20 protein-coding genes are annotated in these 20,006 nt (G+C 39.1%); 7 read left to right on the top strand and 13 right to left on the bottom strand.

The annotated features are described in order from the left end of the window. Nucleotides 1-5: 5 nt before the first annotated feature. The 4 genes from EOK74_RS16200 to zwf are packed head-to-tail and all read right to left on the bottom strand — an operon-like array spanning nt 6 to nt 5,002. On the bottom strand, nt 6-953 hold the full coding sequence (locus EOK74_RS16200; RefSeq protein WP_133471091.1) for a glucokinase: 948 nt from the start codon (nt 951-953) through the stop codon (nt 6-8). A 2-nt stretch (nt 954-955) separates the two neighbouring features. Next, a complete protein-coding gene (gene edd / locus EOK74_RS16205; RefSeq protein ID WP_133471093.1) occupies nt 956-2,776 on the bottom strand; it encodes a phosphogluconate dehydratase in 1,821 nt (606 codons plus the stop codon). A gap of 43 nt (nt 2,777-2,819) precedes the next feature. Beyond that, nucleotides 2,820-3,512, bottom strand: a complete 693-nt coding sequence (gene pgl / locus EOK74_RS16210; protein WP_133471095.1) for a 6-phosphogluconolactonase — start codon at nt 3,510-3,512, stop codon at nt 2,820-2,822. Next, nucleotides 3,512-5,002, bottom strand: coding sequence for a glucose-6-phosphate dehydrogenase (gene zwf, locus EOK74_RS16215; RefSeq protein WP_133471096.1), 1,491 nt, complete (start codon nt 5,000-5,002; stop codon nt 3,512-3,514). The genes pgl and zwf overlap by 1 nt, the downstream gene beginning before the upstream one ends. A gap of 282 nt (nt 5,003-5,284) precedes the next feature. Here zwf and EOK74_RS16220 point away from each other — a divergent pair, with 282 nt between their 5' ends. The 3 genes from EOK74_RS16220 (at nt 5,285) to EOK74_RS16230 (ending at nt 9,239) form a co-directional block, all read left to right on the top strand. Next, a complete protein-coding gene (locus EOK74_RS16220) occupies nt 5,285-6,139 on the top strand; it encodes a MurR/RpiR family transcriptional regulator (RefSeq protein ID WP_133471098.1) in 855 nt (284 codons plus the stop codon). 270 nt (nt 6,140-6,409) lie between these two features. Further along, on the top strand, nt 6,410-7,843 hold the full coding sequence (pyk, locus tag EOK74_RS16225; protein WP_133471100.1) for a pyruvate kinase: 1,434 nt from the start codon (nt 6,410-6,412) through the stop codon (nt 7,841-7,843). A gap of 220 nt (nt 7,844-8,063) precedes the next feature. Next, nucleotides 8,064-9,239, top strand: coding sequence for a saccharopine dehydrogenase family protein (locus EOK74_RS16230; protein WP_133471102.1), 1,176 nt, complete (start codon nt 8,064-8,066; stop codon nt 9,237-9,239). Between the two features lie 89 nt (nt 9,240-9,328). Here EOK74_RS16230 and EOK74_RS16235 read toward each other — a convergent pair whose 3' ends face one another. The 4 genes from EOK74_RS16235 to rsmI form a co-directional block, all read right to left on the bottom strand. Continuing rightward, the gene (locus EOK74_RS16235; RefSeq protein WP_133471104.1) at nt 9,329-9,961 is read right to left on the bottom strand and encodes a 2OG-Fe(II) oxygenase; all 633 of its coding nucleotides are present in this window, start codon (nt 9,959-9,961) and stop codon (nt 9,329-9,331) included. Nucleotides 9,962-10,071: 110 nt separating this feature from the next. Next, nucleotides 10,072-10,587 carry a 3'-5' exonuclease gene (locus tag EOK74_RS16240; RefSeq protein ID WP_239024140.1) on the bottom strand — a complete coding sequence of 172 codons (516 nt, stop codon included), beginning with the start codon at nt 10,585-10,587 and terminating at the stop codon, nt 10,072-10,074. 113 nt (nt 10,588-10,700) lie between these two features. After that, nucleotides 10,701-11,675 carry an FAD:protein FMN transferase gene (locus EOK74_RS16245; RefSeq protein WP_133471109.1) on the bottom strand — a complete coding sequence of 325 codons (975 nt, stop codon included), beginning with the start codon at nt 11,673-11,675 and terminating at the stop codon, nt 10,701-10,703. Between the two features lie 2 nt (nt 11,676-11,677). Further along, a complete protein-coding gene (gene rsmI, locus EOK74_RS16250) occupies nt 11,678-12,511 on the bottom strand; it encodes a 16S rRNA (cytidine(1402)-2'-O)-methyltransferase (RefSeq protein WP_133471111.1) in 834 nt (277 codons plus the stop codon). A gap of 92 nt (nt 12,512-12,603) precedes the next feature. Here rsmI and EOK74_RS16255 point away from each other — a divergent pair, with 92 nt between their 5' ends. Genes EOK74_RS16255 through dolP form a run of 4 tightly spaced genes read left to right on the top strand, consistent with a single transcriptional unit; the run spans nt 12,604 to nt 16,080 of the window. Beyond that, entirely contained in the window at nt 12,604-14,496 is a 1,893-nt protein-coding gene (locus tag EOK74_RS16255; RefSeq protein WP_133471112.1) for a penicillin-binding protein activator, read from the top strand. Next, nucleotides 14,483-14,857, top strand: coding sequence for a YraN family protein (locus tag EOK74_RS16260; protein WP_133471114.1), 375 nt, complete (start codon nt 14,483-14,485; stop codon nt 14,855-14,857). The genes EOK74_RS16255 and EOK74_RS16260 overlap by 14 nt, the downstream gene beginning before the upstream one ends. A gap of 44 nt (nt 14,858-14,901) precedes the next feature. Then, on the top strand, nt 14,902-15,483 hold the full coding sequence (locus tag EOK74_RS16265) for a phosphoheptose isomerase (protein ID WP_133471116.1): 582 nt from the start codon (nt 14,902-14,904) through the stop codon (nt 15,481-15,483). Between the two features lie 18 nt (nt 15,484-15,501). Beyond that, nucleotides 15,502-16,080, top strand: a complete 579-nt coding sequence (gene dolP / locus EOK74_RS16270; RefSeq protein ID WP_133471118.1) for a division/outer membrane stress-associated lipid-binding lipoprotein — start codon at nt 15,502-15,504, stop codon at nt 16,078-16,080. 55 nt (nt 16,081-16,135) lie between these two features. Here the strand turns inward: dolP and EOK74_RS16275 are convergent, their stop codons facing one another. From EOK74_RS16275 to petA, 5 genes are all read right to left on the bottom strand, one after another. After that, complete coding sequence (locus tag EOK74_RS16275; RefSeq protein ID WP_133471119.1) at nt 16,136-16,537, bottom strand: ClpXP protease specificity-enhancing factor; 402 nt, start codon at nt 16,535-16,537, stop codon at nt 16,136-16,138. A gap of 15 nt (nt 16,538-16,552) precedes the next feature. Beyond that, a complete protein-coding gene (gene sspA / locus EOK74_RS16280; RefSeq protein ID WP_133471120.1) occupies nt 16,553-17,185 on the bottom strand; it encodes a stringent starvation protein SspA in 633 nt (210 codons plus the stop codon). 160 nt (nt 17,186-17,345) lie between these two features. Next, nucleotides 17,346-18,080, bottom strand: a complete 735-nt coding sequence (locus EOK74_RS16285) for a cytochrome c1 (RefSeq protein ID WP_133471122.1) — start codon at nt 18,078-18,080, stop codon at nt 17,346-17,348. Then, nucleotides 18,077-19,345 (bottom strand): cytochrome b, encoded by a 1,269-nt coding sequence (locus tag EOK74_RS16290; protein WP_133471124.1) that lies wholly within the window; start codon nt 19,343-19,345, stop codon nt 18,077-18,079. Before EOK74_RS16290 ends, EOK74_RS16285 begins: the two co-directional genes overlap by 4 nt. Nucleotide 19,346: 1 nt before the next feature. Continuing rightward, nucleotides 19,347-19,979 (bottom strand): ubiquinol-cytochrome c reductase iron-sulfur subunit, encoded by a 633-nt coding sequence (gene petA / locus EOK74_RS16295; RefSeq protein ID WP_133471126.1) that lies wholly within the window; start codon nt 19,977-19,979, stop codon nt 19,347-19,349. Nucleotides 19,980-20,006 lie beyond the last annotated feature (27 nt).

The raw sequence follows: 20,006 nt of genomic DNA on the forward strand, positions 1-20,006 counted from the left end.
GAATTTTAACCTTTAAAATTTTGATTTAGATAGGCCATAGCTCCAATCAAACCATGATCGGGCTCGGTAATAATGAAAGTGGGAATACCAACAACATAGTCTTTAAATCGACCTTTTGCTTCGAAACGCGCACGAAACTCACTTTCTTGAATAAATTTGGTGAAACGGGGGGCAATGCCACCACCAATATACACGCCACCACGTGTTCCCATATTAAGGGCAAGGTTTCCTGCAAAACTACCCAAAATTTTGCAGAATTGTTTCAAAGTAGCCACACATAGAGCACAACTACCATTGAGAGCTTTTTCAGTAATATCTGCGGCATCCGTTAACTCAGCTTCAGAATGTTCGTATTCGGAAAGAGCCTGATATATCTGTACTAATCCACGGCCAGATAACACCTCTTCAGCAGAAGCATGACCTAGCTTTTTAGTTAAAAAACGTAAAATGGCTATATCAAGCTCATCTACTGCGGCAAAGTCTACGTGTCCACCTTCGCCATCTAGCGCTAACCAGCCATCTGCTGAAGGAGCTAAATGTTTGACACCTAAACCTGTACCAGGGCCAAACACTGCAATATTTTCGTTCTCTTTAATTGAGCCAGCTCCAACTTGGAATTTTTGTTGGTCGCTTAACACTGGTACTGCATGGGCTACAGCTGTAAAGTCGTTAATCACACCTAACCAGTTAAGGTTCAACTCTTGCTGCAAATCAGCTATAGAAAAATCCCAATGGTTATTCGTCATTGATATCTTGTCGCCTGTAACAGGGCAAGCAACACCAAGACAGCCAGCACTAAATGTAACGTTAGAATATTCAGTAAAATAGGCCTTTATAGCACCAGTGATGGTAGCAAAATCAGCACACAAATATTTTTTTATGTTACTAATACTAGCTCCATCTACTTGGGCGATACGTATATTGGTACCGCCAACATCAGCAACAAACTTCATACTTAATCCTGACCTAAAAACAGTGAACAAGCGCCCTGCTCCGCACCTGTTAAGGTAGTACGTACAGCCGCAAACATTTCTCTACCCATGCCAATTTGGTGATTTGCAACATCTGTTACTTTAGCTTCGCGACTTGCTAATTCCTCATCACTAACTAACACAGACATAACGCCCGTTGCCGTATCTAATTCGATCATATCGCCAGTATTTACTTTAGCTAATAAGCCTCCCTTCAACGCTTCAGGAGTCACATGGATAGCAGCAGGAACTTTACCTGATGCACCAGACATACGACCATCGGTCACCAAGGCAACTTTGTAACCTCTATCCTGCAATACGGCAAGAGGTGGCGTCAAACTATGAAGCTCAGGCATACCAATAGCAGATGGGCCTTGGAATCTCACAACAACGACACAGTCTTTATTTAATTCATCAGCTTTAAACGCAGCGTGGAGTTCAAACTGGTCTTCAAACACCACAGCTGGGGCTTTGATATTACAATGAGGGTCACGCAAAGCTGATGTTTTCATTACAGCACGACCTAAGTTACCGGATAAAACCGATAAACCACCGTCAACTTTAAAAGGCTTGTCTGCTGACGCCACTACCTCTTTGTCAAATGACTCTCTAGGTCCGTCTTGCCAAATCAACTCACCATCTTTTATCACTGGCTCTTGAGTATATTGCTCAAGGCCATCACCACATATGGTTTTAACATCGTTGTGTAACAGCCCTGCATTTAGAAGCTCTCTGAACAATAAAGCCATGCCACCAGCAGCAGTAAAGTGATTAATATCTGCAGAGCCATTTGGATATATTCTAGTTAATAAAGGAACCACTCTTGATATGTCAGCGAAATCATCCCAATTGATAATGTAGCCTGCTGATCTAGCCACAGCCACTAAATGCATGGTGTGGTTAGTTGAACCACCTGTAGCTAATAATGCGACAAGACCATTCACTATAGCTTTAGCATCAACAATATGACCCATTGGACGGTAATTATCGCCAAGATCTGTGATACGAGTGATCTGTTTAGCTGCAGCATCCGTTAAGGCATCTCTCAAAGGAGTACCAGGATTAACAAAAGAAGACCCAGGAAGGTGTAGCCCCATGGTTTCTACGACCAGTTGATTACTATTAGCCGTACCATAGAAAGTACAGGTTCCTGCAGAGTGGTAAGACTTAGACTCTGCATCTAACAACTCTTCTCTAGTCGCTTTACCTTCAGCATAAGCTTGACGAACACGGGCTTTTTCTTTATTTGGAATACCAGACGGCATGGGGCCAGCAGGTACAAAAATACTTGGTAAATGTCCGAAGCTCAGGGCTCCCATCAGTAACCCAGGTACAATTTTGTCACAGATACCCAACAGCAAGTTGCCATCAAACATGTTATGAGATAACGAGATAGCCGTTGCTTGAGCAATAATATCTCGGCTCATTAAACTAAGATCCATACCTGGCGTACCCTGAGTCACGCCATCACACATAGCAGGCACACCGCCAGCGAATTGAGCGACACTGCCCACTTCACTTACTGCTTTTTTAAGCAGTGCCGGATAATCTTCATAGGGTTGATGAGCCGATAACATGTCATTGTATGAAGATACAATAGCGATATTAGCTTTGGTCATACTACGTAAGTCAGCTTTATCTTCTGTACCGCAAGCGGCAAAGCCATGGGCTAAGTTACCACATGATAACACACCACGATGAGGCCCTTCTAAACGAGCGGCTTCTATTTTATCTAAATACGCTTTGCGAGTATTTTTACTTCGTTCGATAATTCGTGCAGTGACTTCCTGAATGGCAGTGTTCACAGTTTTCTCCAAAAAATTTTAAATTAATTGTTTTCCTATCTGGCTATGGAGCCCACAACAACTCTACATCAGCATTATTCAATACTGCACGAATCGGCATTTCCATTTCGTTGTCACCAGATAAAGCAAGGTCTAATACTTCTTTTTTACTATCACCTGTTAAATGTAGAAAAATTTGCTGACTATTTAATAAGGCAGGCAAGGTCAATGACATTCTCTGATTTGGAGCAGTAGTAGGTTGTACAGCTATATAAGACTGACCAGATTCAAGGTCTAACCCTTCAGATATTTGCTCTGAACAAGGAAATAAAGACGCAGTATGTCCATCTTCACCCATGCCTAGAATCACTACATCAAAAGGAGTATGTATATCTTGCAAATTACTCGCACACTGTTGAACCGCTTCGTTAGCATTAGCATGGTGAGTTTTTAATGGGAAAAAATTAGCGTTAACTGCATTATTTATCAGAAGTTTCTCACGTAACATTTTTTCATTTGACGCATCATTACCATTATCAACCCAGCGTTCATCAGCTAAGCTAATATCTACTAAATCCCAAGCTAAGCTGACTTTAGATAGCGCTTCGAATAAAGCAGCAGGAGTTCTGCCACCTGAAACAATTAAGCTAGCTCGTCCGTTTTCTTCAATTCCATCTCTTAATAATTTAGATATCTTGCGTGTGAATGCTAAGTTTAGCTGTTCTGGAGTTCTAAATTTTGATCGCGTTAACGCCATTATTTTTTCCCTATTTTACTTTCATACCAAGCTCTGTCTTCTCTCGCCAATAATGCAATAGAAGAAACGGGCCCCCAAGTTCCCGCTTGATACGGTTCTGGGGATTCGTTACTAGAATTCCATGCAGCGAGTATTCCATCAACCCAAGTCCAAGCGGCTTCAACTTCATCTCTACGTACAAACAATGACTGATTACCTAGCATTACTTCCAACAGTAATTTTTCATAGGCGTCTGCTATACGTTCGTCTTTGAAAGTGTCAGAAAAACTCAAGTTCAATTTAGATTTTTGTAAGTTCATTGCACCTGAACTAGTCAATCCTGGCACCTTATTCATAACCGTAACTTCAACGCCTTCATCTGGTTGTAGACGAATAGTTAATTTATTTGGGGGTAGCTGAGTGAAGCTATCCTTAAACAAGTTATGGGGCTGGCGCTTGAAGAAGATATTAACTTCACTAGTTTTGTTTGGTAATCGTTTACCTGTTCTCAAATAGAAAGGAACACCTGCCCAACGCCAGTTGTCTATTTCTACTTTCAACGCGATAAACGTTTCAGTGGTACTTTGCTGGTTAGCATCAGGCTCATCTAAATACCCGGGGACTTCTTTACCCTTTATAAATCCTTCAACATATTGGCCACGAACAGTGTTCTGACGTACGTTTGATGCATCAATAGGCCGCAGCGCTTTAAGCACTTTTAGTTTTTCGTTACGTATATTTGTTGCGTCTAGTGTAGCCGGAGGCTCCATCGCAATCAGCGTTAAAATTTGTAACAAGTGGTTTTGCACCATATCACGCATTTGACCTGCATCGTCAAAATAGCCCCAACGACCTTCTATGCCAACAGACTCAGCAACGCTAATTTGCACGTGATCAATACAGTTATGATCCCAGTTGGTTGCAAATATTGAATTCGCAAAACGCAACGCAACTAAGTTCAATACCGTTTCTTTACCTAAATAATGATCTATGCGATAGATTTGTCTTTCTTCAAAAAACTCTGCAACTTGATCATTAATTACTTTTGAAGATTCTAAATCGTGTCCAAGTGGCTTTTCTAGCACCACACGCATACTTTTATCGATAATTTTAGCCGCTTTTAAGCCACGGCAAATGTCACCAAAAATTGAAGGCGGAGTAGCAAAGTAACAAACCATAGTTCGTTTTGCATCAACATGCTCTTTAAACACTTTGTAGCTGTCCGCATTCTTCATGTCGACACAAACATAATCTAATTTTTCTTTGAATCTATCCCAAGTTTCTGGACAAAGGTCTTCTTTAGTAAAATTTTCGATATTTTCTTTTACTAAAGTTACGTATTCTTCAATACTGATATCTTGACGTGCTACCCCAATTACTTTGGTTTCAGCATGCATCAAATCAGCTTTTTCGAGTTGATATAGGGAGGGTAAAAGTTTGCGTCTGGCCAAGTCACCTTTGGTACCAAACAAAACAAAGTCACAAGGTTCGAATGAATTTTCCAAAACCATTTTTTTTGCCTACTTAAATATTTAGAGAAAATGTTGCTGAAAATGATCCTCGTACTACAAAATGGATCAACGATCATATGATATAAAATTTAACATCATATGTAGTAAATTTACAACTTATCATGGTCAATTCATCATAAATATGACCCATTTGGTCTATTAATTTTATAAAAACTGTAAATAATCATGTTAAAAAATTACAACTACAGTATCCATAAGGATAATTACAATGGTAATCTTACCAATAAGGTGAAGCCATTATAATGAAGTTTTCTGCTAAATATGAACATTCTAGAAAAAATAACTCAACATAATTCTTTGTTTAGTAAATCAGAGCGCAAAGTTGCGGAGATTATCCTCGCAAATCCTCAGACTGCAATACATAGCAGCATAGCTACGTTAGCTAAAATGTCAGGCGTCAGCGAACCTACAGTTAACCGGTTTTGCCGTAGGCTAGACACCAAAGGTTATCCTGACTTTAAACTCCATCTAGCCCAAAGCCTTGCCAATGGGACACCATATGTAAATAGACATGTGGAAGAGAATGATGGGCCTGACGAGTACACCAAGAAAATTTTCGAGTCGACAATGGCTTCACTAGAAGTCGCTCGTCAATCAGTAGATATTAATACAATAAATCGAGCAGTAGACCTGCTAACTCAAGCACAAAAAATCTCTTTTTTCGGTTTAGGTGCCTCTGCATCAGTAGCTCACGACGCATTAAATAAATTTTTTAGATTCAACGTTCCTGTTGTTTATTTTGAAGATATTTTAATGCAGCGCATGAGTTGTATGAATTGTGGTGAGGAAGATGTAGTGGTTTTAATTTCACACACCGGACGTACAAAGAGCTTAGTTGAGATTGCGCAAATTGCCCGAGGAAACGATGCAACGGTTATGGGTATAACTTCAAAAGGCAGCCCTTTAGCGAAAGAATGCAATATAGTGCTATCTCTTGAGGTACCTGAAGACACTGACATGTATATGCCTATGGCATCTCGGATAGCACAATTGATATTAATCGATATTTTGGCCACTGGCTTTACCCTTAGAAGGGGTAATAAATTTAGAGAAAACCTAAAACGAGTCAAAGATACATTGAGAGGGTCTAGGTTTGATAAAAGAGGCGCTCCTTAATCTTAAGCAATGACATATAAAAAGAATTTTAGTGCTCTTTTTTTTCGGAATCATTTCACTTTAAGGCTGTTTTGCACTACCATTTTCGTAATAAAATTACAGATTTGTTAATTTATGACAAATTAAAGCCCAAGTGCTTATAGCCGTCATAAATAATTAAAAGAGTATTGCTAAAATCTAGCTATGCTAATAAACGTAAAATTTATTTTTCTAACATCTATCATTTAAAGGTAGATTATTAATGCGCGACAACTATAGAGCAATATAATCATGTTAAGACGAACAAAAATACTGGCGACTTTAGGTCCATCTACGGATACCGTTGAACAAATTGAGGGAATTCTTAAAGCTGGCGCCAATGTGGTAAGGATGAATTTTTCTCACGGTACTGCACAAGACCATATAGATCGCGCTGAAAAAGTTCGTATTGCAGCGAAAAAGCTCGGTAAATATGTTGCTATATTGGGTGATTTACAAGGCCCTAAAATTCGCGTAGCAAAATTTGCTGAAGGCTCCATCATTTTAAAAATTGGTGATCATTTTATTCTTGATGCTGATTTAGACCGTGATGCTGGAAACCAAGAGTCTGTAGGTATTGATTACAAAGCCTTGCCTCAAGATGTTTCGGCTGGCGATGTATTATTATTGGATGACGGTCGTATTCAATTAAAAGTAGACAGTGTAGAAGGAAACAAGGTTCACACCAAAGTAACAGTTGCAGGTAAGCTTTCAAACAATAAAGGAATTAACCGTCAAGGTGGTGGGCTATCTGCTGAAGCACTTACCGAAAAAGATAAAGAAGATATAGTTACAGCAGCGAAAATTGGCGTTGATTATTTAGCCGTTTCTTTTCCCCGTTCAGGTGATGACTTACGTTATGCACGTCAGCTAGCAGAAAAAGCAGGCTGCAGTGCTATGATTTGTTCTAAAGTTGAGCGAGCTGAAACCGTTGCTTCTGATGAAGCTATCGATGACATTATCTCTGCATCGGACGCTGTAATGGTTGCGCGAGGTGATTTAGGAGTAGAAATAGGTGATGCTGAGCTAGTAGGCGTACAGAAGAAGCTTATTTCTCGTTCAAGACAGCTTAATAAAGTAGTTATCACAGCGACCCAAATGATGGAGTCTATGATAACTAGCCCGATGCCAACACGTGCTGAAGTAATGGATGTGGCAAATGCTGTTTTAGACGGAACAGATGCTGTTATGTTATCGGCCGAAACTGCAGCTGGAGAATTCCCAGTTGAAACGGTAGAGGCGATGGCTCGTGTTTGTATGGGAGCTGAAACCCATCCAAGCGTAACGGCTTCAAAACATAGAATGAATGAAGAGTTTACAAGCGTAAGTGAAACCGTTGCTTTTAGTGCTATGTACTCTGCAAACCACTTAAAAGATATAAAAGCGATTGTTGCGTTGACAGAGAGTGGCAGCACTCCTCTACTTATGTCACGTATTACAACCTCATTGCCAATTTATGCATTGTCTATGAATATTAATTCATTAAACAAAATGGCATTATATAGAGGTGTTAAACCTGTTTTCTTTGACGATAGTAATAGTGAATCAGGTCACCTAAAACGTGATGTTGTTGCTGTTTTAATAGAAAAAGGTTTATTAAATACAGGTGATCGTTTTGTATTCACCTATTGTGACGGACAGGCAGAAACTATAAGTACAAATACTAGTAAAATTTGGACTGCTTAAATTTCAATTAGTTAATTTACAGTTAATTTAAAAACGGGCTCGGTTGAGCCCTTTTTGTTGCCTAATTTTAAATCGAAAATACACCTCTTACATACAGCTCAATTGAGAAGACGACTCAGAATTATCATCGCCAGAAATAGATCTTCATTACATAAATAAAGTAAACTTATACAACTTGGATATTACACTCAAACTACTAATGTAATAGATAGGGTGTGTAATGAGTACTAATAAAGAATTTGATATCATAATTTATGGCGCAACAGGGTTTACTGGTCGCTTAGTCGCTGAATATTTAGTGAAACAATACTCTGGAGATAGCTCATTAAAGTGGGCGATGGCTGGACGAAGTGCAGCTAAACTAACCCAAGTTAGAGACGAGATAAACGCCCCCAAAAACACGCCTCTTGTTATTGCTGATGCACAAGATTCAAGCTCAATTCAAGCAATGCTGAATCGCACTAAATTAATCCTCACAACCGTTGGCCCATATCAGGTTTACGGTTCAGATCTTGTAGCAATGTGTGCTAAATCTGGTGTCGACTACGTTGACTTATGCGGAGAGCCTGTATGGATGAGCGAAATGATCCCCGCCCATGAAAAAACAGCCCAATTAAGTGGCGCTCGCATTGTATTTTCTTGCGGATTTGATTCCATCCCCTCTGATATGGGTGTTTATCATCTACAAAACCTAGCCAAGCAACAGTTTGGTAAGGTTATGCCTAAAATAAGATGTAGAGTCAGAAAGATGAAAGGTACTTTCTCAGGAGGAACCGCAGCTAGCTTTAAAGAAACTCTAATAGCTGCCAAAAAAGACCCAGTTAAAATGAAAGCTTTGCTCAATCCATTTTCACTCACACCTGATTATACAGGGGCTGAACAACCCTTTGGTAATAAACCATTCTACGAAGAAGACTTGGGGAGCTGGGTCACTCCTTTTGTTATGGCGGTAATTAACACCCGTAACGTACAACGCTCTAACTTTCTTTTAAATAACGCCTACGGTGAAGATTTTGTTTACGACGAAATGTTTATGACCGGTCCAGGTGAAAAAGGAGAAGCGATAGCTAATGCCATGGCAGATGATAAAAGTATGAGCGGTGACGACGGCCCTAAACCAGGAGAAGGCCCCAGCAAAGAAGAACGTGAATCTGGATTTTATGATTTACTATATATAGGTTCTGATGCACAAGGAAATGAAATTAAGCTATCAGTTAAGGGCGATAGAGACCCAGGGTACGGCTCAACATCGAAAATGATAGCCGAAACTGCAATATGCCTGGTAAAAGATGCCTCAAATACCAAAGGAGGTATTTGGACCACGGCACCTGCTATGGGTGACAAACTAATTCAACGCTTACAACAAAAAGCAGGTCTAACCTTTACTCAAGAATAAGCAGGTTCAAAACATTTAGTTCGTAGGGTTTGATCTGGAATACGATCAAGCCCTATTAACCCAAGTTACTGCAATTTGCCTTAATATAGTTATCTATACCAACCCGCAATACTAAACCTGTCAATCTGGCTTTCTAAGACTTCATGGGGAAATACGTCACTTAAAAATAAAACACATTGATTAAACAAAGGCGCTAATTTCAATAAGGAATTAACTTGTTTTTGATCAGCATATAAGCATAACTCACCCCCATCTCCCGTTTGCCAATCTGGCGTTAAGTAAAAAACAGAGCTTAATCTACGATTTTTTTGAGTTGATGATTGCTGTGATTTAAATGCATCTAAATGACGTAAGTAAAAATCCCCTTTTTGATAACGTGAGTAATGACATTCAAATTCAGACAACCCCATAAATAATCTTTCATTCACCCCCTGTTTGAGTTGCTCCATCACAGAGATATATGTCATTTGAGGGGCCGTTTGTTGTGTTAACCACAAAGTGCTATCTGTTCTGATCTTACTATTTAACTTGTTGTCTTTATTTCTTCCAATACCGGCCGCCTTAAACTCTGTCCTAGATAATACTTCAACATCAGTTAAAAGCGATGACGCCAAATCAATTGGCAAAAAATTATCTAGTAATACATAGCCTTGCGATGCAATAGTGTCAGCAATTAGATCTAAGACTTGGTCAGTCAAGAATATATTATTTAGATTACTCATTCTGATTCTTCAAAAAAATTTGGATAAGTATATCTAAATTATCTAGCGAGAGTACTGGATAGTCTAAGGAAGTGAGGAATATAAGCGCTATCTAAAATTAGATAAATCTATTAAGAGCTCAGCTGCAGGTTACTGTTAGTTGTACATATTTGTTGGGTTGTGACAAATGTATTTTGGATAAGAGCCGCATCGCTACTTGCTCGGTGCCGTTGTTCTTGCATCTCTCTAAACAAGTTATCTTTAGTTACATGCCACAAAGACATTTGTTGTTCATTTAAAATCATCTCTAAAGAGCTTACTTGAAATTGCATTAACACCCCCGCAGCATGGAATAACTTAATAAGCCAAGTATCATCAACAACCCAACCATCTGAGTAAACCACTTGCCCTTGAAGAAATTGATTCAGTTGATGACATACAGACTCAACAGACTCACCTTTCTCTTCTAAAAGTTGCCGACTAATACCATGCAGAGACTCTGCTTTGTCATCCCAATGGGTCCAATCACCTTGAGGTTTGATAAGACAACAAAAACGTTCGCCGGCATCGTTAATCACCCCCACTTCAATAGGATAACTTGCAGCCCCAAAGCCACTTGCTTCAATATCAATAATTGTTGGAACCAAAATTTTTTCTCTCACAACTTTACTAACAGGCTTATTAATACGGATAATTTAACACTCCAAAATTAAAGTTGCATATCGCAAATATACAACTTAACTGAATGATTAATATGCACTTACTCAATAAGAGCGTTGGAGTAATGTAATTTACGAGCATTATCTAAAATAATGCCGTCATACCCTGGTGTCCTATTTAATAAATCCATTCCTTTTTGGACACCTAACACAAAAACAGCGGTAGATAGTCCATCATTTAAGGTACTACTAGGGCCAATAATCGAAACACTTTGCACCTCAAATGCAGACTTGCCCGTTTTCGGTGACAAAATATGATGGTAACGCTTACCATCTTCTTCAAAGTATCGTTCATAATCCCCAGAAGTCGATAAAGCAATATCAGCCAAAGGCAGCACAACAGCTTGTTTGTTTTTATTTCTAGGGTCTCTAATTCCTACCATCCAAGGTTTATCTAAACGATTTCCAAGTAATCGAGTATCACCACCAGCTGTGACCAATGCATATTTAATACCCATTTGTTGTAAAATATGGATTGAATTATCAACTGCATGGCCTTTAGCTATACCCCCTAGATCAATTTTTACATTCTTATGGGCAAAGAAAATGCTGTGAGTGGCTTCGCTTAATTTGATATGTCTGAAATCAATCGCGGGTAAAAGTTCATCAATATTCTCTTGCTCGGGTTTTTGATTTTCACGATAATCATAAAGAAAACCAACACTCGCAAAGGTAATATCAAATGCACCTTGGGTTTCTTGAGATAGCTCTATCGCTAAACTAATCAAGTCATATAACTCTTCAGATACAACGACTGGACCAAGGGACGCTTCAGCATTTAACTTACTCAACTCACTTGAAGGCTTGTAAGGACTCATTAGACTATCTATGCGCCGCATTTCATCCATGACGGCTTCTGTGGCAGCTTCCCCCATGGCAGCGGAGTCACTCCATAATTCAACATGAATATTGGTGCCCATGATCCCCTGTGTACTTTCAAACCACTGACCAAAACTACTAGCTGAATAAAAAGCAAATATAAAAAGTAGACAAGACAAACCAAACAGTTTTTTCATAATTATAAATCTAATCCTAGTTGATAAAGCTGATTCTTCTTTAACCCAAATTGTTCAGCTGTGATAGCTGAGGCTTTTTTTAAAGGAAGTTCATTCATTAAAAGCTTTAATAGATTAATGGCTTCAGCAGGCACTTCTGTTTGATTAGGCTTTTCACCTGCAACCATTAAAACAAATTCACCTCTTTGGTGGTTAACATCAGCTTCCAGCCAATTCAAGCAAGCTTGTGCGGTTCCAGAATAAAATGTTTCAAAGGTTTTGGTTAACTCTTTTGCCAATACCATCTCACGCTCAGAACCAAGCTCAGTTATTATCTGTTTAACCGTGTCCACCACTCTCCTGGGAGACTCATAAAAAACAGTTGTCATTGTTTCAACTAATAACTTTTGCAAGGCTTGTTGTTTGGCCATAGCTTTAACTGGTAAGAAACCTTCAAACTTAAATTTATCTGTCGCTAAGCCGGCTGCACATAATGCTGTTATTGCGGCACAAGGACCAGGTAAAGGGACCACTTTAATACCCGCAATTCTACATTGGTTAACAAATCCATAACCAGGGTCACTAATTAAGGGGGTACCTGCATCAGAAATCAAAGCGATATCTTCCCCCTGACTTAACTTTTCTATGAGCTGCTTAGATCGCTGCGCTTCGTTATGATCATGTAGTGAAATTAATCGTGTAGCAATTGTGTAATGCTGCAATAGCTTCTGACTATGCCTTGTATCTTCAGCGGCAACTAAATCGACTTCCCCTAGTATGCGCAATGCCCTATGGGTAATGTCTTCAAGATTGCCAATTGGCGTGGCCACAATAAATAAGGTGCCTGATTCAATCAAAGATAATTCTCCACGGTAAAGTTCTCGTTGTTGCTAGATATTTATTCCCGATACTATAAACTATTCGACACTTTCTTTTACGAGTATCAGCGATGAGTTTTCGAAGTTTTGGAGTATATAGCGTCGCGGTTTTCATATTATTTTCCTGTTCTAATACAGTAGAAAGAAAACCGCAAGTAGCAGAAAAAGCGCCTTCAGAAACACCAGTTGTAATAGTTAAAGACGGTGAATATTATCTGCAAGAAGCGAAAAAAAGCTACGTTAATACTCAGGACTCATACCAAGGTAATCTGCTGCTTCTATCGGCAGCAGAAGCTTTTCAAACAGAGGGCCGCTGCGATAAAAGCATTAAAATGCTGCAAGTTGTACGAAAAGAACTAAATGACGAACAATTGAGACGCCATAGTAATCTAATTATAGCAGAATGTTATTTTACACTTGATGACACCACTCATAAAAATGCTGATACATTACTATCAAATTTACCAAGCAACACCATATTTAGTGCTAGGATTAATGCTCTAGAATCTGAGTTCTATGTGAGAAAAAAGCAATGGCTCAAAGGAGCAAGCTCACTACTAAGAACTGCTGTCCCAGAAAATGAAAAAAGCCAAAAAATTTGGTCGTTTTTAAAAAACCTCAGTTTACGTGAATTAGAACAAGCTAGTTTACAGCATTCAAATTTACAGCCTTGGTTGCAACTGGCTATTATAAATAAGCGATTTGCTTTAAACCCAGCGGAATACAAACAACAACTTCTAAACTGGCAAAGCAGAAACCTAACCGAAACAATTGCAATTAATCTTCCCGAAGAAGTAATAAAAATGTTGCAACTAGAGCACATTAGCCCGTCAAAAATAGCGGTTTTAATCCCTTTAAGTGGTCGCTTAGCTAGTCAAGGAATAGCCATCAAAAAAGGGATACTTGCCTCTTATTATGAAGATTTAAAAAATGCTCAAATCAACGAAAATGAAATATTTAAAGAATTACATTTTTTCGATTCAGCGCTAAAAACACCAGAAGAATTAAATACTTCAGTGGCAAATTTTGATGTAATCATTGGTCCATTAATAAAAGAAAAATTAGCTGCACTTAAAGACATTTTGCCCGCAGACAAAATCATGCTCGGACTAAATAGACCTGAATCGACAAGTACTAACCCAACGAGTAATTCAATAACGGATTCATTAGAAACTGAACTACCAAAACCTGTAGAACAGTACTTCTTTTCTTTAGCCCCAGAAGATGAAGCACAGCAACTTGCTAGGCATATATTTAAACACCAGTTAGTTCATCCTGTGATATTTGCTGCTGAAGGATCCTCTACACAGCGAATGGCTCAAGCTTTCATCGACGAGTGGAAGAAACAAACAAACACTAGCCCAGAACTGACTAGCTTTACAACAAATAAAGACATGCGTATGAAAGTTTCAAGTGTGTTAGATGTGGCACAAAGTAAGGCTCGAATAAAACAAATAGAGTACTTATCAAATAAAGAAGTATTTGGCGTAGAAAGGAACAGAAGAGACATAGACGCAATAATACTATTCGCCAGTCCAGAACAAACAGAACTCTTAAACCCAATAATAGAGGCAAGTTTAAGTCCATTTGCTAGAAAGTCACTATCAGTATTCGCCTCATCTCGCAGTTACAGTATTGATATAAACCAAAACAGCCTTAGAGACTTACGCAACTTAACCTTTACTGATATGCCTTGGATGTTACCAGATCATGATTGGAAAGCGCTATCAGCTGAAGTAAATGCATTATGGCCTCAAGAAAAAGACAGCTTGTTAAGACTATTTGCTATGGGTGTAGATGCCTACAATTTGATCCCTCAATTACGTACATTAAGGCTACTTTCTAATGTAAATAGTCATGGTTTAACAGGAGATATTAATATTGACTCCCAGGGTATCATTCATAGAAATTTACCCTTGGCACAGGTTAAGCAAGATAAGGTAAGTCTAATTGGGATGGATTAAGCAAGCCATATCACCGTTAATTGGCAAAGAGGCCGAAGGGCTAGCAAGAACCTTCTTAGAGAAACAAGGTCTTAAATTCATTGAGCATAATTATCGCTGCCGCACAGGGGAGATAGATCTCATAATGCAAGATGGAGAACAACTAGTATTTGTTGAAGTTAAATATCGAACCCGTAGTCAATTTGGTTCTGCAATGGAGTACTTTCACCCTGCTAAACGTCGAAAATTTGTTTCGGCACTAATGTACTATATGCAAGAAAACCATTTAAACCCAAGTATTGCGCCCCATAGAATTGACCTAGTAGCAATAGACAACAATAAAGCTAACCAAGATGATATTAATTGGTTAAAGAACATTTAACTTAAGTATAAATATCTAGTTTAAAAATTATCAACAGGAGAGTTATGCTAGAAGAAATAAAGGCAAGTTTTACTGAAAGTATTCAAACGAAAATTGCCTCCATAGAAGTGCTACCAGAACATATAGCCAACGGGGCTTATATGGTAGTCAATGCCCTTATTAACGATAACAAAGTATTGTGTTGTGGTAATGGTGGCTCATCTGTAAGTGCACAGCATTTCTGTTCGTTACTACTGAATAAATTTGAAAGAGATAGACCAAGCTTACCTGCGATCCCCTTAACATCTGATGGAGCAATTTTATCTTCTATTGCTAACGATTATGAATTTGATGAGGTGTACTCAAAACAAGTCAGAGCATTGGGGCAAAAGGGAGATATCCTAGTTGTTATTTCTACGAGTGGTAACTCTCAGAATGTCATAAAAGCAATGGAAGCAGCGCTAAGTAGAGATATGACCATAATTGCTTTAACTGGCAAAGATGGTGGACAGATGGCGGGCTTGTTGGGGCAAAATGATGTAGAAATACGAGTACCATCAAATCGAGTGGCTAGGATACAAGAAGTTCATTACCTAGTTGTACATAGTTTATGTGAGAGCATAGATAATGCTCTATTTCCAGAATAGTCGTCAGGATGAAGAGCAATGATTAAGAATAAAACAAGCCGACTTACTATTGTAATTTTACTTAGCTTAGTAATGCAAAGCTGTGCTGGACTTATAATTGGTGCTGGCGTAGGTATGGTGTCAGTAGCCCATGATAGACGAACCTTAGGCACACAGGTTGACGATAGAACACTAACTGGAAGAGTGTCTACAGCGCTAGCAGATGACCCAGAAATAAAAGAACAAACAGGGATTGTGGTCCAAGTATTCAATGGCAGTGTTTTGTTAGTTGGGCAAGCCCCAACGAATACCTTAATACAAAAAGCAGAGCAACTTGTAAGCCCCATAAAAAATATTAATAAAATACATAATCAAATCAGGCTTGGTACGCCTATATCTGCGAGTACAATTGCAAACGATACTTGGCTGGCATCTAAAGTAAAAACCAAACTTTTGGCTGATAAACGTATAGATGGGTTACATGTTGAAATCGAAGTCGAAAACGGCGAAGTATTTCTAATGGGACTGGCAACACAAGAAGAAGCAGAAATTGCCACTGATATCACAAGAAATGTTTCAGGTGTAAAACAAGTCGTTAAGGTGTTTGAATATCTATAAATACCTGAATAAACAGACATAAAAAAAGCGCCACTGGCGCTTTTTTTATGTCTGTTTATTTTACTACGGTTAAGGTTGGCTTGCCTTTTTTAGGTTGAGATGGAGTCTCCTGTACATCAAGCTCCTCGACATCCTTCGTATCAGCGCTATCTTCAACTGTAAAAACAGTACCCGCTCCATTTTCTTTAGCATAAATAGCTAGTACAGCTGGACATGGTATAACTAGATTACGTGGTACCCCGCCAAAACGGGCCTCAAAGCTAACCTCTTGCAATCCTAAATGTAACTTTCCTGTTGAAGCAGGCGACACGTTTAACACAATTTGCCCATCTTGCACAAACTCTTGCGGAACTTGTGCGCCTGGGTAATGAGCATCGACTACTATGTAAGGAGTGAGATTATTATCAACAATCCATTCATAGAAGGCTCGTAACAAATAAGGTTGATTAGCAGTCATAAACAAGTCGCCCCTTTAAAGAGGTTTATGGATTTCACGTTCTTGATCGGTTAATGATGCTTTAAAAGAAGCTCTGTCAAAAATTCGATTCATATAAGCTCGAACATCTTTACTACCAGCACCATTAAGCTCAATACCTAAAGCAGGTAAACGCCACAATAACGGAGCTAAATAACAATCAACCAAGCTAAACTCTTCACTCATAAAGAATGGTGTTTCTGCGAACAAAGGTGCAAGAGCTAACAGCGCTTCACGAAGCTCATTACGGGCAGTGTCTACATCACCCTTGTTAGCGAGTATCTGTTCAACCAATACATACCAGTCATTTTGGATACGGTGCATAGTCAAGCGGCTTTGGCCTCTTGATACTGGGTATACAGGCATTAATGGAGGATGAGGGAAACGCTCATCTAAATACTCCATAATGATATGAGAGTTATATAAAACCAACTCACGATCAACCAAGGTAGGCACTGTGCCATAAGGGTTAAGATCAAGTAGATCTTCTGGCAAATTAGTTGGGTCAGTATATGAAATCTCTACGCCAACGCCTTTCTCTGCTAAAACAATTCGAGCTTGGTGACTATATATATCTAGCGTATCTGAAAATAACGTCATAATTGAACGTTTATTAGTGGCAACTGCCATTTAACTCTCTCCTAAATGCGAATGCATCGCTGCATATCTATTACTATTCGGTTATTTAATCAAAACTAACAGAAAAGAAAGGGGCCACTATCGGATAATAGCGCCCCTTTTTCAAAATTTTGCGGATTATACACTAATTGTACTCATAAGATGTGAGGAATTAATGTACATCTCTCCAATATTCTTTCTTCAGTAAGTAAATTAATACAAAGAGAACTAATAAGAATATTATTACCCAACGACCAATACTTTCTGATTCAAGACGTGAAGGTTCACCTATGTACACAAGGTAGTTAACTAAGTCTAACACTGCCGCATCATACTCAGGCGCGCTAAGCTCACCACTACCATCTGTTTTTATTCCCGCATGACGCTCAATCATTTCACCATCCACTAAAGCTTCTTCTGTAGCCATACGAGGTACGCCTTGAAGTTCTTGTAATACATGGGGCATTCCCACTTCTGGGAAAACTAAGTTATTAACCCCAAATGGTCGGCTTTCATCAACATAAAATGTGCGTAAATAGGTATAGATCCAATCAGCACCACGTACTCGAGCAACCAAAGTTAAATCCGGAGGCGGAGCCCCAAACCATTTAGCTCCTGACTCAGAAGGCATAGCGTTTTTGATATGTTCCCCCGGCTTTTCACCAGTAAATTGCAGGTACTCTTGACCTAAATCCATTGGGATACCTAGGTCTTCAAAAGTGCGTTGATATCTTTGATACTGGGTTTGGTGACAACCTAAGCAGTAATTCATAAACAATTTAGCGCCGTTTTGTAACGATGCTTTATCCGTTAGGTCATATTCTGCTTTATCTAAATGAGCACCACCGCCAGCAGCCAAAACTCCAAACGACATCAATAGAGACAATACAAAAGCTATCTTCTTCATTCTGTGATCCTCTCTGGTACTGGTTTGGTGCGTTCATTTTTGCTGTAAATAAATAACAAAGCAAAGAAACCAAAATACATAATAGTTGCTACTTGAGACGCAACGATTTTCCAGTTTTCTTGAGGTGTACCACCTAAGTATCCAAGGAAAATGAAAACAATAGCAAAGACAATTAGGTTCCATCTATGTAGGCCACAACGGTAGCGCCATGATTTAACCTTACCTCTATCTATCCAAGGTAATAAAGCCAACATAACAATCGCAGCAAACATACAGATTACACCACCCAATTTATGGGGTACGGCTTTCAATATTGCGTAGAAAGGCGTGAAATACCATACAGGGAATATATGCTCTGGTGTTTTAAGAGGGTTAGCAATCTCAAAGTTAGGATGTTCTAAGAAGTAGCCACCCATCTCTGGGTTGAAAAACATCACATAACAGAAGAGTATTAAGAATACACTAAAGCCAACTAAGTCTTTCAATACTATGTGTGGGAAGAAAGGCACTATGTCATCAACAATATCGTACTTACTTGTATAGTATTCGTGAATTTTAAACTTAGTTTTTTCATCTTCAGATAACGAACCTTTCTTACGTTTTACATCAGTTCCATCAGGGTTATTTGAACCTACTTCATGCAATGCAACTATGTGTAAGAACACCAAGATAACAATGACTAAAGGTAATGCAATAACATGTAATGCAAAGAACCTGTTCAGTGTCGCCCCGGAGATAACATAATCACCCTGGATCCAAATCACTAAATCAGGACCAATAACAGGAATAGCACTAAATAAAGATACGATTACTTGAGCACCCCAGTAAGACATTTGTCCCCATGGAAGTACATAGCCCATAAATGCTTCAGCCATTAATGCCAAGTAAATAAACATTCCGAACAACCACAGTAATTCACGTGGTTTTTGATATGAACCGTAAATCATACCTCTGAACATATGCAAGTAAACAACGATAAAGAATGCTGAAGCGCCAGTACTATGCATGTAACGTAGTATGTAGCCGTATTCAACATCTCGCATTATATATTCAACAGATGCAAATGCTTCCTCAGCCGTTGGCGTAAAACTCATGGTTAACCAAACACCGGTAACAATTTGGTTTACTAATACTATGGTGGCCAAAAAACCGAACATATACCAAAAGTTCATATTTCTAGGAGCTGGATATTGGATGGCGTGCATATTCGCTACGCGCATTATGGGGAGACGATACTCAACCCAATCCATTAGATTTTTCCACATATTATGCTGCTCCCTCTTCAGAACCGATCAACAGGGTATTGTCATCAATGAACATGTAAGGAGGAACAACCAAGTTCAAACCAGCAGGTACGTTTTGGAAAACCCTACCAGCCATATCAAACTTAGAGCCATGGCAAGGACAGAAAAACCCTTCTTGCACGCCTTCAACGTACTCTGCAAATGCCCCATCTTTTAAATGCTGCGGAGAGCAACCTAAATGTGTACAAATACCCACTAACACTAAGTATTCTTCTTTTAATGAACGATATGGATTTTTAGCAAACTCTGGCTGTTGCTCTTGTTCTGAATTAGGATCTTTTAACTTATCGTCATGAGCAGCCAAAGACGCTAATAACTCAGGTGTTCTGCGAGCAATCCAAACTGGCTTACTTCTCCAAATAACCCGAATCAGCTGTCCGGGTTCAATTTTACTGATATCGGCTTCTACATCAGCCCCAGCAGCTCTCGCTTTTACACTAGGGTTCCAGGATCCTATAAAGGGCACTGCTACACCGACTACACCGACACCACCTACAACAGAAGTTGCAACAGTCAAAAAACGACGTCTATTACTACTATCAGGCTGGTTTTCGGTTTCAGACGAATCATGCGCATCTAAAGATACATTGCTCATCCACTAATCTCCGAGGGTTGGATTGAC

The organism is Paraglaciecola marina (assembly GCF_004360155.1).
Lineage (GTDB): Bacteria > Pseudomonadota > Gammaproteobacteria > Enterobacterales > Alteromonadaceae > Paraglaciecola > Paraglaciecola marina.